Genomic DNA, 13,127 nt, shown 5'->3' with positions numbered 1-13,127 from the left:
ATTTTATCTTACTGTATCAACGATGACGCCAATGAATACTGACGCTAATACAAGCCGTATTGTCTAGGTTTTGACGCTAAAATGAAATGGTCAAACCATCATTTATGCTTATTGTTTGATTTATTATTGCTGTATCAGGTTTTATCTCTGTATATGCTAGGTATAAAATCAATGATGACCTTAAGCTTCACTCATATAAGAAAATCTCTATAACAATACGAATATATGGTGGAGACATCCTTACAGGAACGATGTTGGCGTGGATATCACTATTTGCTAATCTAGTGGTTTATAATCACTGTAGTGGCACAATAAAACAGGATAGTTTCTTATTAGTCTTTACCTCAAGTACTTAAATCCCATTAGCCTAGGTTCATCTATGTTGCGACGTTCATTATCCCTACAACAACGACCATTGATATCTGGTTTTGCTATCGCCATCTTTGCTATTACGCTATTTATGGCGCCAAACGTACAAGCGGCCAGTTGCAAAATTCCAAAAAGTTATTATAAAAACGTGGCTTGTACGGCAAATAGCGGCTATTTTTTGGCAACAAAAGATTTCGGCGCGCCAGTTGCTCTGATTAATAGTAAGGGCAAAAGCGTCGTTGATTTATCACGTTATCAAAAAGTCGATGCCAGTAAGATATCGGCAGGTTTACTGCCTGTACTGCGCAATGGTCATGTCGGTTATCTTAATATGCAAGGTCGTGAAGTAGTGCCTGCGATGTATGATGTGCTTAAAGAAGGACAGGGTTGGGCGCGTCCCGTCTCTAATGGGCGTATCGTGGTAAAGCAGGATGGTAAATATGGGGTCATTACTACTAGTAATAAAACCATCGTGCCGTTTTCGTCCGCGATTAGTGATATTGATGATTACCAAAATGGTATCGCCCGTGTACGTAAAAATCAAGCGATCAGTTGGATTGATGAAAACGGCAAAACGACCAGTGACCCAAGTGGTAATAACAACGAGCAATCCACGACGCCACGAGCACCTGCCAGCGCTAATGGCAATGCATCCTCATCCAACCAGACACTTCCCAATCGCTTTACGATGCTACAACCGCGTCAGCAAGATGGCAAATGGGGGTTTATCGATGATAATAATGTGACCATGATTACCTATTCTTTTGACGAGGTGCGTCCCTTTGCCGAAAGCTTGGCGGGCGTACGTATCGATGAAAACTGGGGCTTTGTTAATCTTGGTGGCGAGTTGGTGATTCCTTTTCGCTTTGCCAATAGCGGTGTGTCGGCTGGTGATCTTTATCAAGGCAAACCCGCCTTTACCTTTACTGGTGGTAAAGCGTGGATTGGTAATCTAAAAAACGGCAATAAAATGTGTATCGATAAGGAGGGCACAGGAGTAGGCTGTGATTAAGCGGCGCGTCCAAATCTAAAGACTTACATGATCTAGGTAAAATACCAGCATAAAAAAGAGCTTAAACCCTATGAATCAATAGTAGGATTTACGCTCTTTTTTATGGATTGTGTGACAACTAAAACTATTCGTCTAATAAATGATTGCTGATTAAATCAACCATATAAGGTTGATAGTATTCAGGAATATCATGCGCCATGCCTTCGATTAAATGAAACTTGGCATTCGGAATGGTCTTGGCAACCACGCGACCTTGTGAGGCGGGCAGTAGTCCATCTGCGCTACCATGCAGTACGATAGTCGGTGCTTTGACTTGCTTGCTAAACCGGCTAATAGAGCCTGACGCCAAGATAGCATTGAGCTGTTGTACCGTGCCGAGCGGATGAAAGTTGCGCTGATAACGCAATTTGGCAATTTCACGCACCATACGTACGTTGACATGCCCAGGCGTACCGACTGTCTTCATAAACCACACACTATGACGCACGATATCGCGCTCAGAATGACTTTCAGGGCGGTTGATCAGGGTATATAGCTGCTTAGGTTTTGGTGGTTTTAAAAATGCACGGTTGGTCGTGGTAAACATCAACGCCATACGCTGCACTAGACTTGGATAACGTGCCGCTACGATTTGCGCAATCATGCCGCCCATCGAAGCGCCAATCAGATGGGTTTTGCCCAACTGCAATGCTTTAATCAAACGAGCGGTATCTTCTGCCATATCCGTTAAATTATAAGCAACTTGCGTACCTTTATTGGACAACCCGGTTTGCAGGCGCATCATCATTTTTAGCTGACTGATACGCGGTAGTCCATCAATCTGCACTTTAGAAGACAGACCAATATCACGATTATCAAAACGAATGACAAAAAACCCGGCATCAATAAGGCGCTTGATAAAATTATCTGGCCAAAATATCATCTGTGAGCCAAGTCCCATAATCATGAGCAGTGGTGGATTATTAGGATTGCCACCTGCCTCAACACACAGCTCAATGCCATCGCCGATATCAATCATTGATTGATACAGATGCTTGCTAAGGTCAGAGTCTCGCCATTGGTGCGCGCCAAACTTTTGCCACTCAGGAGTAGGGTAGCCACCTAAGTCTTCTGGTAGGGTTGCCGATGGTTTGATGTCATTCGATGTTGTCATGAAGTGTCCTAATTAGAGGGTCGTCTATTACAGCTCAAGCATCTCAAAATCAAGCTTGCCCACACCGCACTCTGGGCAGGTCCAATCATCAGGGATGTCATCCCATTTGGTGCCTGGGGCAATCCCTTCTTCGGGACAGCCGAGTGCTTCATCATATATCCAGCCGCAGACGATACATTCATAACGTTTCATAAATAGTCCTATCGAGCATTATCAGTGTTTATAATCCGTGTTACAGGGTGTTTTTGACGTTCATATTTACAATCATAGCCGTTAGATGAGACTGTAAAAGCGCACATAGTTTAGCATATAACCGTGATTTTCGTCGTTAAGTTTACACTTGTATATTGAGATTGATTGGTTTTTATCAAGGGGTTTAGGTCTTCTGTCTGTCAGTAAGCACCTGTACGCTTACGTGCGCAACTGCGATATTTCTATCAATTATGTTATAATAAGCGCCGCTAAATTCACAGTATTCGCCATCATTTATCGTTGATATATTATTATCTAAATTACATTATCTAAGTCATATAAGCTAAGGGTTACCATGAGCATTAATGCTGCCGCTACATCTAAAAATGTCGAAAATGAGTCGTCTAATAAGCTCAATACGGATCATCCCTTTTGGCAAGTGATTCGCACAGTACCAGACTTCCCGAAAGTCGGCATTGATTTTTATGATATTACGCCGTTACTGCGCAGTCATATTAATGAGGTGATAGATGCATTGCTCGCTGCACTGCCTGAAGGCGTGATGGACGAGGTAGATTGTCTGGGTGCAGTCGAGGCGCGTGGTTTTGTCTTTGCAAGTTTGCTTGCAGGTCGATTGGGCAAAGGGATGATTTTGCTACGTAAACCCGGTAAGCTGCCACCGCCCGTTGCCAATAAAGCGTATGCTCTAGAATATGGTAAAGACACGCTTGAGATGCAAAACAATCTACCGCCTGAGCGCGTGCTATTGGTCGATGATATTTTAGCCACAGGCGGCACTTTAACCACCGCTTATGAGCTGTGTAAATCGGCAGACCATACTTTAGTGGGGGCGTTAGTATTGCTAGATTTGGTTGATTTGCATGGCGAATTTCCAGTGCCTGTCTATACGGTTTTAAAGGCTTAAAACTGGCAACGCTTAGTGAATAGCGTGAAATAAGGCAATTAAAAAAGCGCGCTGAATGAATTTAGCGCGCTTTTTTAATTGCCTGTATTTGCTTTGTCTTAACGTACGTTACTTGTCTTGCTGGTAAGGTAAGTTTTACACGCCTGTTCTATTAGCATACGACTAATCGTTTTTGGCTTGGTTATCTTAAAATCTTTGGTGGTTAAGATGGGTTTTTCTGATTGCCAAGATTCTAATACCTTATTATTGGCATCATAGTTAACGTAAGCGCGTCTATAGTAACTGGCGTCTTTGCAAGAGATGAGCAATTGCTGATCGCTATGATGAATCGCTTTTTCTTTACCTTCCTTATCTACTTTTGTTTCATCTTTTTGTGCAGGGTACGTTCTACGAATAGATACGGTGATGTTTTCGACATTTTTTTCGTCTATGATATTGATGTCGGAGCTTTCAATAGAGTCTAAGTCTAAGCTAAAAATTGATCCAGTAGGACTTTCTGATATTTTTGACCAGTTCACTGCATGCGTGCTGACTGCTAGAACACCACCCACTAATAACACTGATAGCCGTTTCATAATCAAGCCTTGCTTCTTGTTGTGAGAAGTGAGCCATGATAGCCAACTTACTATTAGCAGGCAAATTTCTTTTATAACCTGCGACTGAGGTTTGTAAAGTGTTGATCATACTCATCACCGTTTATAACACTCGACGCTCATATCAATGACGCATCGCTGCTAAAATCTGAGCAAGCTCATCACGAGCACCAATAAAGCCATCGATACCTTTTGGTAATAAATCTTGTGTAACCGTGTCTTGTTGATAGGCGCTACTATATTCCTCTCGCGTTAGACTCACGCGTTTCATGTCGGCTACATCTAATGACATGCTAGGTGACAGTTGCTGTACCACCTCAGTATCCATCGCTGCCAGCGCGTCGATAAGGTCAGGCGCGATGGTCAATAGATCACACCCTGCTAGCGCTAATATCTGTTCAGTCGAGCGAAAGCTTGCGCCCATCACTTGCGTATTATAGTTATGCTGCTTGTAGTATTGATAAATGCGCTTTACAGACTGCACGCCCATATCATCAGAAGCGGGCACGTTTTGACGATTTTGTTGGCGTTTTTGCCAGTCTAAAATACGACCAACGAAAGGCGATATCAATGTCACACCTGCATCGGCACAGGCAATTGCCTGATGCTGTCCAAATAACAACGTTAAATTGCAGTGAATATTTTGAGTTTCAAGATAGCGTGCTGCCTCAATACCTTGCCATGTCGCGGCCATCTTAATTAATACACGCTCTGAGTTAACCCCTGCTTTTTGGTAAGCTTCCATAAATGCTAAGGCTTTATCAATCGTCGCCTGAGTGTCATAAGACAAACGAGCATCCACTTCGGTAGAGACGCGGCCTTGGATAAGCTCTAAAATATCACAGCCAACCTGAATGGTCAGCGCGTCAATCACTGCATCTATATTGCCATTATGACGACTCATGGTTTCTGACAGCATGCCTTGGTTGTCAGGATGGAGGAGTGCTTTGGTAATGAGGCTTGGATTGGTGGTCGCATCGATAGGTTTTAAGCGCGCAATGGCGGCAAGGTCACCAGTATCAGCGACAATGGTGGTCATGGTACGAAGCTGTTGTAATGCGCTCATCATATATCCTTTTTGATCAAAAACAGATTGTATTCAGTTACGTGGTGATTTTCTACTTTATAGTGCTATTTGCTATCAGTTTTAGACTGTAACATAGTTTTGAGTGGATGTTCCCCCATAGTTTTGCCGTACATCGCTGCCATATTGCCTCTGTTTGCGAATATTGACGAATTTACGCGCATTTACACATGGGCACTGTCGATAGTTTTTGTTATAGTAGAGCGGGTCAGCGATCTGGCTGCTACATTTGCATGCTGGTGTGTGTGACTAACATACGGCAATAGTAGACGATAGCGCTCGCCGTGCAGGGTATTTTTGAGAGACTGCTTGCTATTTAGTGTGATTTCTATCGAATATCATTGCTAGTATGCTTGACACCTCTGACCGTCATTGAGTGCTGATTCAGTAATGAGATGATTGGTTGTCGATAATTAGCAATATTTAAAGCCTTCAAAGTTAAAAAGCAGTACCTAATAGTAAAAAACTCAGTAATAATTTTAGAAAAAGGATAGGCGGTAATGAGTGAGCAGTCATCAGAGCAAAACATGGATAAGCTAAATCAAGCCATCGCAGGGGCTAACGATACTGCAACTGAAAAAGCATTTTTGGACGATATTCGCCAAAGTATTGATACAGTAGACTGCGAAATCCAGACATTGATTAATAACCGTGCCAAGTTGGCTCAGCAAGTGGCCGCAGTAAAAAAACAGCACATTGTCAATAACCCAACTGCCGACAATAGCAATCCTATTTTTTATCGCCCTGAGCGTGAAGCGCAAGTGCTAAAAGCGGTGATGGAACGCAACACAGGTCCGATCGCTGATGACAAAATGGCGCGGTTGTTCCGTGAAATCATGTCGGTCTGTCTTGACTTAGAGGCACCGCAGCGCATTGCTTTCTTGGGACCAGTAGGTACTTTTACTCATGCTGCTGCGCTCAAGCATTTCGGTAAAGCCGCTGATACCGTACCAATGACCACCATCACTGATGTATTTCGTGAAGTTGAAGCAGGCACAGCGATGTATGGTGTGGTGCCAGTCGAAAACTCGTCTGAGGGTGTGGTCAATCATACGTTAGATGGTTTTCTTTCTTCTACCTTAAAGATAATCGGAGAAGTTGAGCTGCCGATTCATCAGAATTTCTTGGTCGCTGAACATACCAAACTTGATGGTTTAAGCCGTATTTACTCGCATCAGCAGTCATTGGCGCAGTGTCGTCATTGGCTCGATGTCAATTATCCTAATGTCGAGCGCGTGGCGGTATCGAGCAACGGCGAAGCTGCCCGCCGCTTGAAAAATGAATGGCATTCAGCAGCAATCGCCGGTGATGTGGCAGCTGCTGAATATGGCTTGCATAAGCTATATTCAAATATCGAAGACAATCCGAGCAATACCACGCGATTCCTTATCATCGGTCACGAAGCGATTGCGCCATCAGGTCAGGATAAAACGTCTATCGTCGTATCAGCACATGACAAAGCGGGCGCATTGATCGAGATTTTGAAGCCTTTGTCTTATCATGGCGTGTCGATGACCAGTATCGAAACCCGTCCTGAGCGTCCGAATAAGTGGGCATACGTGTTTTTCATCGACATGAATGGTCATATTGACGAGCCAAACGTCAGCGCTGCTATCGCTGATATCCGTCCGTTGGTAAAAGATGTGCGCGTTCTAGGTTCTTATCCAAAAGCAGTGCTATAGTCCCTCTATTGTAAAAGAGTCATGGCGTTTACCTTGCGTGAAGTATCACATAATCATCTGCACTCGGTTGCCTTGGTTACCCTTGACTCGCTCTGAAATTGAACCAACGATATAACGCCGAATGGGTCACATCACTTGCCAAAATCATATCTAAGGATAAATCATGCCGTCATCTCATTCAGTAGAGTCAAATTTATCACCGCTTGTACCTGCCTACGATAGTATTTTAGAGCTGGTGCCTTATCAAACGGGCAAGCCGATTGAAGATTTGACGCGTGAGTATGGCGTCTCAGATGTGGTAAAACTTGCCAGTAATGAAAACCCAAGAGGCTGCTCACCGCACGTCACGCTAGCGATTACTGAGCAATTGGGTCAGTTGGCACGTTATCCTGATGGCAACGGTTACTATCTAAAACAAGCGCTGGCTGACTTCAATGATGTCAGTGTGGAGCAGATTACTTTGGGTAATGGCTCTGACGATTTGCTTGATATTTTAGCGCGTAGTTTTGCTGGTGCTGACGATGCTATCGTTTACAGTCAATATGCCTTTATCGTTTATCCGATGTTGGCTAAAATACAAGGGGCGACAGGTATAGAAGTGCCTGCCCATCGCTTTGGGCATGACTTAAAAGCAATGAGTCAAGCGGTTCAAGACAACCCCAATACTAAAATAGTCTTTATCGCCAATCCTAATAATCCAACTGGCACGCAGCTTGAACCTCAAGAGTTACGAGCATTTATGGCTAGTATACCAAGCTCGGTATTGGTGGTATTAGATGAAGCGTATATCGAATATAGCCCTGAAAGTAATAATAGGGCGTTGTTAGATGAATTTGATAATGTCGTCATCGTGCGCACTTTTTCCAAAGCTTATGGACTGGCAGGTTTACGTGTCGGTTATGCGCTTAGCTCAGTGGCTGTCGCGGACTTACTCAACCGAATCCGTCAACCATTTAACGTGAGTAGAGTGGCTTTAGCTGCGGCTGCTGCAGCACTTGCTGACTCAGGCTTTATTGAAAAAACTCGTTTGATGAATGATGAGCAAATGCGCTGGTTAGAAAAGCAGTTTGATGCGTTAGGGTTGGGTTTCATTAAGTCGCATGCCAACTTTATTATGGTAGAAATAGCCGTTGAGATGGAAGACATCACCGCTGCTTCTATTCATCAAGCATTGCTAGAGCAGGGTGTTATCGTCCGTCCATTAGAGAGCTATGGCTTACCTCATTGGCTGCGTATCACAGTAGGGATAGCAGAAGAAAATATGCGCCTGATTGATACACTGCGCTCAATCTTGACTGATAATTGATAAGAAGTATGTTAGGTCGTTTTGGATAAGTAAATAATTTATTAATCATTTTTATGATACTAGCGTCGGCTTGTTTTAGTCATTCTGATGCTAGTTTGTTTAACGAGAAAAGCCGTGAGTCGCCAGCAAAACAATATAATCAACCAAAACATAAGCAATCAAAACAATAAAATGCAGTCTATGAATACTCAGCCGCCGTTATTTAAACAGATTTGTGTGATTGGTCTAGGGCTTATCGGTGCGAGCCTTGCCCAAGCCATTAAAGACAATGGTTTGAGTGAGCGCTTGGTGGCGGTTGATAGACATACACCAAGCATCGACGAAGCCATTCAGCACGGCTTATTAGACGCTGGTAGTGCTGTCTTAAGTGAAGTAGTGTTTTGTAGTGATTTGATTGTTATCGCCGTACCAGTACAAGCGGTGCAAGCCGTATTTATTGATATCAAAGCAGCGATGGATAATGGACAGCTTGCCACTGATTGCATCCTGACGGATGTTTGTAGCACCAAGGTCAATATCATTGACGCTGCCAAAGCCGTCTTTGGCTCATTGCCTATAGGTCTTGTTCCAGCGCATCCAATTGCGGGTGCTGAGAATTCAGGATATCATGCCAGACGCGCGACATTGTTTGTTAATCATAGTGTCATTATTTGTGAGCTACCTACTACAAGCAATGTAGCGATTACCAAGCTGCGGCAGTTATGGGAAGCGGTGGGTGCAAACGTTATGTCAATGGATGCGGAACACCATGATCGCATATTGGCGCACACCAGTCATCTGCCACATCTGCTTGCCTTTAATTTGGTTGAGCAATTGGCGAGCCATGATGACAATTTAGATATGTTTCGTTATGCGGCAGGCGGCTTCCGCGACTTTAGCCGCATCGCTGCCAGTGATCCTAAAATGTGGCACGATATATTTTTTGCCAACGAAAGCGCGATTGTTAGCGCCCTTGATGAGTATGGCGTTTACCTACAGACCATGCGTCAGCTTATCATCGATAAAGATTCAACCGCCCTGATGGGACTTTTGGGCCGAGCGCAAGCCGCACGGCGACATTTTGGCCATATGTTAGCCAGCACTCCTTATACGGATACTTCTGCCATGTCAGCTTCTTATAATATTACTCCTAGCAATACTGTATTGGGCACTATTGCCATTCCTGGTGACAAGTCTATCTCGCATCGCAGCATTATGCTGGGCAGCCTTGCGACAGGCGTGACCAATGTCACTGGATTTTTGGAAGGGGAAGATGCGCTTGCCACCTTGCAAGCATTCCGTGATATGGGCGTGACCATTGAAGGGCCTGATAACGGCAAATTGACCATTCATGGCGTGGGTATGAACGGTCTGAAACCGAGTAAAACACCATTGTATATGGGCAACTCAGGTACTAGCATGCGCCTGCTGGCTGGTATCTTAGCGGCGCAATCATTTGACAGCGTGTTGACAGGTGATACCAGCCTGAACAAGCGCCCAATGGAGCGTGTGGCCGCACCTTTACGCGAGATGGGCGCAGTCATTCAAAGCACGGGTCATAGTGGTACGGCGCCACTTAGTATCACTGGTCGAGCGACTGTCGGTAAGCCATTACAAGGCATCGATTATGAGATGCCTGTGGCTTCTGCGCAGATTAAATCCTGCTTGTTGCTGGCTGGACTTTGGGCAGAAGGCACCACAACCGTTACCCAACCGGAAGTCAGTCGTGACCATACCGAGCGTATGCTTTCAGCTTTTGGTTATCCAGTAACGGTCGATGGCAACCGTATCAGTGTAACCGGTGGCGGGCAACTCACAGGTGGTGATATCGCTGTCCCTGCTGACATCTCGTCTGCGGCATTTTTTATGGTCGCTGCTGCGATCAGCCAAAATAGCGAGCTGACCTTGACGCAAGTAGGTATTAATCCGACACGCACGGGCATTATCGATATCTTGAAATTAATGCAAGCAGATATTAGCCTAAGTAATGAGACACATGTCGGCGGCGAACCAGTCGCAGATATCACTATTCGTAGCTCAAACCTAAAAGGTATTGAAATCCCAGAGCATTTAGTACCATTAGCGATTGACGAATTTCCAGTATTGTTTATTGCTGCCAGCTGTGCGCAAGGTCGTACGGTGTTGACTGGTGCCAAAGAGCTGCGCGTAAAAGAGTCTGATCGTATTGCAGTCATGGCAGAAGGATTACAAACACTGGGTATTGATTGTACGGTGACGGAAGATGGGCTAATCATCGAAGGTAAGGGCATTGAAGTCGAAGGTATTAAGGCTCAAAATAGCAATATCAATAATAGCCAGCCTGTCTTTGGTGGCGGTCACATTACCTCGCACCATGATCATCGCATTGCCATGAGTTTTGCCATTGCCAGCTTACGTGCATCCAAGCAAATTACTATTGAAGGCGTTGAGACCGTCAATACCAGTTTCCCAGGATTTGCAGAGCTTGCCAATCATATTGGGATGTCTATTAAAGTTGATAATGCCACGGTTTAATGCCACAAACTATATTAACTTGATGTGTAGTATTATTGGCTTTTGCAGCATTAACTTTTGAAGTGCTGACTTTAGCATTCGATAAAGTCTAAAAAGTTGCTCATTAGCCTTGATGTAAAAGCTGTTTTTAAAGTTGTTATCGTTAGCAATGTGTTGATGCCTATATTGGCATGAGCGCATTGCTTTTTAACTTGTATCCTATCTGTAGTGACCCTGCGCTTTTGCCATTGTATTGATATAAAAACTAATATGGGGCAAGAGTGCGCTTTGCTCTAAAAAGTTGTACTGTACTATGACCACCCAAAACGTCATCAAAAAACCAGTTACGCCCATTAAAACAACCAGACGTGGCATCATCACCGCACTCATTGCCTTTTTTATCTGGGGTGGGTTTCCATTATATTTTAAACAATTGGCCGCCTACGATGCGACCGAGATTATCGGTCACCGTATTATTTGGACGTTTGCTTGCTTGCTTATCGTGTTGGTAGTCACCAAGCGCTGGCAATGGATCGATACCTTAAAGAAAAACCCGAGATGGATCGCGTTCTCATTTATATCGGGTTTGATTATTGCCACCAACTGGCTCACTTATGTATGGGCCGTCAATCACGACCGCATTCTCGAAGCCAGTTTGGGTTATTTTATCGGACCATTGGTGGGCGTTGCACTATCGATGATTTTATTTAAAGAGCGCTTACGTACGCTGCAATGGGTTGCTATTGGTTTCGCCTTATTATCCGTGGTCATTCAAGTAGTCATGATTGGTAGCTTGCCATGGATATCACTGATTTTAGCCTTTAGTTTTAGTACTTATGGCACCATTCAACGGCAGACACCTTTGACAGCTGTCGATGCTATGTTTGTCGAAACAACGATGTTGGTCCCGATTTGCTTATGGTGGTTCTGGCAAGCGGATGTGGTCAGCAGTCAATTGAGTTTTTGGTTTAGTCCCAATATTTGGCTACTAATGATCGCAGGGCCGATTACCTTGATACCGCTATTATTGTTTAATAAATCTACCAAGCTCGTTGCTTATAGTATTTTAAGTTTTATGAATTATCTGACGCCGACATTTATCTTCTTCTTAGCGGTGTTCTATTATAACGAGCCATTTGATTTACAGCGTCTTGCAGTGTTTGGTCTGATTTGGTTTGGTCTGTTATTATTCAGCATTGACTTATGGCGTCATCGTCCTAGTAAAGCGCTAAAAGCCGCGCGTTTGCGTGAAGAGGCGTTGCAGAAAACCAATTAAAAAACCTGAGATTTTAAATCTAATTAAAATTTAGCAAACAAGGATGAGAGCATGTTTCATACCGAATCTGATGTGGTATTCGTTAAAGGCTTGACAGTAGAAGCAGTTATCGGTGTTTATGCATGGGAGCGCGCAATCACGCAGCCGCTGCTGATTGATATAGCACTTGAAACAGATATCAGCCGTGCGGCTATCTCAGATGATGTCAATGATGCACTGAATTACAAAGCAGTTTGCGATGATGTGAGCGCGTGGTGCCAAGCGATTAAAGCGCAGTTGCTAGAGCATTTAGCGGGGCAAATCGCTGATAAGTTGCTTACCAAATATAGCTGTCATAAAATCACTTTAAGCATTGCTAAGCCTACTGCTATAAAGCAAGCCGATGCGGTTGGGGTACAGATCACGCGTTATGCAACGGTCATCGAAGATAAGCCAGTTGTAAGCAAAGACGATGATGCATAATATGCATAAAAATTTGGCTGATTTGAGTCTTGAAACGCTAAAAAAGCAGACGCCTGAACAGTTGCAAACGCAGTCTGTGACGGCAGTATTATTGGCTTTAGGCAGTAATTATCAAGCTGAACATTATCTGCCGCTTGTCCGAAAGGATCTAGCGGCGCTAGGGGAGATACAGTTATCTACTGCGTTTGAAAATCCTGACTTTACATCGACCGAAGCGCAACCAAAGCCCGATTATACCAATCAGTGCGTTTATTTGCGTTTGGTAGAGCCAATGACACTGCAACAGTTACAGCAGGTTTTTAAAGATCTTGAGGGTGACTGTCATAGGCAGCGTCTAACAGAAGCTCAGACGCCAATAAAAAAAGTTACGATGGATATCGATATTCTATTGATAGAAACGCTATTAATAGAAGTTGTTTCTGATAAAAATAGCCTAAGCAGCAATAAGGAATTTGAAGAGTCTAATTGGATTGTAATGGCAGATCGTTACCCATTCAAAGCGCATGAAAGAGCAGGGATTGAAGAATTAATTTCAGATATTCCGTAGTTTTATGGATATTTAATATCAATTTTGAATAAAATGGAGTCTTAAGAGCTGTAC

At 43.8% G+C, this 13,127-nt stretch carries 12 protein-coding genes; 8 read left to right on the top strand and 4 right to left on the bottom strand.

The genetic code is table 11. From position 1 onward, the window contains the following. Positions 1 to 379 precede the first annotated feature (379 nt). A complete protein-coding gene (locus ACT3S4_RS13980) occupies positions 380 to 1,381 on the top strand; it encodes a WG repeat-containing protein (RefSeq protein ID WP_443517855.1) in 1,002 nt (333 codons plus the stop codon). 124 nt (positions 1,382 to 1,505) lie between these two features. Here the strand turns inward: ACT3S4_RS13980 and ACT3S4_RS13975 are convergent, their stop codons facing one another. Together ACT3S4_RS13975 and ACT3S4_RS13970 are read right to left on the bottom strand one after the other, a co-directional pair. Then, complete coding sequence (locus ACT3S4_RS13975; protein ID WP_201553742.1) at positions 1,506 to 2,534, bottom strand: alpha/beta fold hydrolase; 1,029 nt, start codon at positions 2,532 to 2,534, stop codon at positions 1,506 to 1,508. 27 nt (positions 2,535 to 2,561) lie between these two features. After that, positions 2,562 to 2,726, bottom strand: a complete 165-nt coding sequence (locus ACT3S4_RS13970; RefSeq protein ID WP_011280463.1) for a rubredoxin — start codon at positions 2,724 to 2,726, stop codon at positions 2,562 to 2,564. A gap of 355 nt (positions 2,727 to 3,081) precedes the next feature. Here ACT3S4_RS13970 and ACT3S4_RS13965 point away from each other — a divergent pair, with 355 nt between their 5' ends. Next, positions 3,082 to 3,651: an adenine phosphoribosyltransferase gene (locus tag ACT3S4_RS13965; RefSeq protein ID WP_443517852.1), complete on the top strand. Its 570-nt coding sequence runs from the start codon at positions 3,082 to 3,084 to the stop codon at positions 3,649 to 3,651. 98 nt (positions 3,652 to 3,749) lie between these two features. Here the strand turns inward: ACT3S4_RS13965 and ACT3S4_RS13960 are convergent, their stop codons facing one another. Together ACT3S4_RS13960 and ACT3S4_RS13955 are read right to left on the bottom strand one after the other, a co-directional pair. Further along, a complete protein-coding gene (locus tag ACT3S4_RS13960) occupies positions 3,750 to 4,226 on the bottom strand; it encodes a hypothetical protein (protein ID WP_443517851.1) in 477 nt (158 codons plus the stop codon). A 142-nt stretch (positions 4,227 to 4,368) separates the two neighbouring features. After that, positions 4,369 to 5,310: a transaldolase gene (locus ACT3S4_RS13955; protein WP_443517850.1), complete on the bottom strand. Its 942-nt coding sequence runs from the start codon at positions 5,308 to 5,310 to the stop codon at positions 4,369 to 4,371. 518 nt (positions 5,311 to 5,828) lie between these two features. Here ACT3S4_RS13955 and pheA point away from each other — a divergent pair. The 6 genes from pheA (at position 5,829) to ACT3S4_RS13925 (ending at position 13,073) form a co-directional block, all read left to right on the top strand. After that, positions 5,829 to 7,010, top strand: coding sequence for a prephenate dehydratase (gene pheA, locus ACT3S4_RS13950; protein WP_045455471.1), 1,182 nt, complete (start codon positions 5,829 to 5,831; stop codon positions 7,008 to 7,010). A gap of 163 nt (positions 7,011 to 7,173) precedes the next feature. After that, positions 7,174 to 8,316, top strand: coding sequence for a histidinol-phosphate transaminase (hisC, locus tag ACT3S4_RS13945; RefSeq protein ID WP_443548118.1), 1,143 nt, complete (start codon positions 7,174 to 7,176; stop codon positions 8,314 to 8,316). A gap of 171 nt (positions 8,317 to 8,487) precedes the next feature. Beyond that, complete coding sequence (locus ACT3S4_RS13940; protein WP_443517994.1) at positions 8,488 to 10,809, top strand: bifunctional prephenate dehydrogenase/3-phosphoshikimate 1-carboxyvinyltransferase; 2,322 nt, start codon at positions 8,488 to 8,490, stop codon at positions 10,807 to 10,809. A gap of 292 nt (positions 10,810 to 11,101) precedes the next feature. Next, entirely contained in the window at positions 11,102 to 12,064 is a 963-nt protein-coding gene (rarD, locus tag ACT3S4_RS13935) for an EamA family transporter RarD (protein WP_055124102.1), read from the top strand. Between the two features lie 51 nt (positions 12,065 to 12,115). Continuing rightward, positions 12,116 to 12,526 carry a dihydroneopterin aldolase gene (gene folB / locus ACT3S4_RS13930; protein ID WP_109592682.1) on the top strand — a complete coding sequence of 137 codons (411 nt, stop codon included), beginning with the start codon at positions 12,116 to 12,118 and terminating at the stop codon, positions 12,524 to 12,526. Next, positions 12,516 to 13,073 carry a 2-amino-4-hydroxy-6-hydroxymethyldihydropteridine diphosphokinase gene (locus ACT3S4_RS13925; protein WP_444761268.1) on the top strand — a complete coding sequence of 186 codons (558 nt, stop codon included), beginning with the start codon at positions 12,516 to 12,518 and terminating at the stop codon, positions 13,071 to 13,073. Before folB ends, ACT3S4_RS13925 begins: the two co-directional genes overlap by 11 nt. Positions 13,074 to 13,127 lie beyond the last annotated feature (54 nt).

It is taken from the genome of Psychrobacter sp. AOP30-A2-5, from assembly GCF_052378115.1.
GTDB lineage: Bacteria > Pseudomonadota > Gammaproteobacteria > Pseudomonadales > Moraxellaceae > Psychrobacter.
This window is presented reverse-complemented; position numbering and strand designations above follow the sequence as displayed.

What these genes read in the sequence shown, in the direction of transcription:
- ACT3S4_RS13965 (WP_443517852.1), top strand. Translation starts at nt 3,082, where the DNA reads ATGAGCATTAATGCTGCCGCTACATCTAAAAATGTCGAAAATGAGTCG.
- hisC (WP_443548118.1), top strand. Translation starts at nt 7,174, where the DNA reads ATGCCGTCATCTCATTCAGTAGAGTCAAATTTATCACCGCTTGTACCT.
- ACT3S4_RS13980 (WP_443517855.1), top strand. Translation starts at nt 380, where the DNA reads ATGTTGCGACGTTCATTATCCCTACAACAACGACCATTGATATCTGGT.
- ACT3S4_RS13925 (WP_444761268.1), top strand. Translation starts at nt 12,516, where the DNA reads ATGATGCATAATATGCATAAAAATTTGGCTGATTTGAGTCTTGAAACG.
- rarD (WP_055124102.1), top strand. Translation starts at nt 11,102, where the DNA reads ATGACCACCCAAAACGTCATCAAAAAACCAGTTACGCCCATTAAAACA.
- ACT3S4_RS13955 (WP_443517850.1), bottom strand. Translation starts at nt 5,310, where the DNA reads ATGAGCGCATTACAACAGCTTCGTACCATGACCACCATTGTCGCTGAT.
- ACT3S4_RS13940 (WP_443517994.1), top strand. Translation starts at nt 8,488, where the DNA reads ATGCAGTCTATGAATACTCAGCCGCCGTTATTTAAACAGATTTGTGTG.
- folB (WP_109592682.1), top strand. Translation starts at nt 12,116, where the DNA reads ATGTTTCATACCGAATCTGATGTGGTATTCGTTAAAGGCTTGACAGTA.
- ACT3S4_RS13975 (WP_201553742.1), bottom strand. Translation starts at nt 2,534, where the DNA reads ATGACAACATCGAATGACATCAAACCATCGGCAACCCTACCAGAAGAC.
- ACT3S4_RS13960 (WP_443517851.1), bottom strand. Translation starts at nt 4,226, where the DNA reads ATGAAACGGCTATCAGTGTTATTAGTGGGTGGTGTTCTAGCAGTCAGC.
- ACT3S4_RS13970 (WP_011280463.1), bottom strand. Translation starts at nt 2,726, where the DNA reads ATGAAACGTTATGAATGTATCGTCTGCGGCTGGATATATGATGAAGCA.
- pheA (WP_045455471.1), top strand. Translation starts at nt 5,829, where the DNA reads ATGAGTGAGCAGTCATCAGAGCAAAACATGGATAAGCTAAATCAAGCC.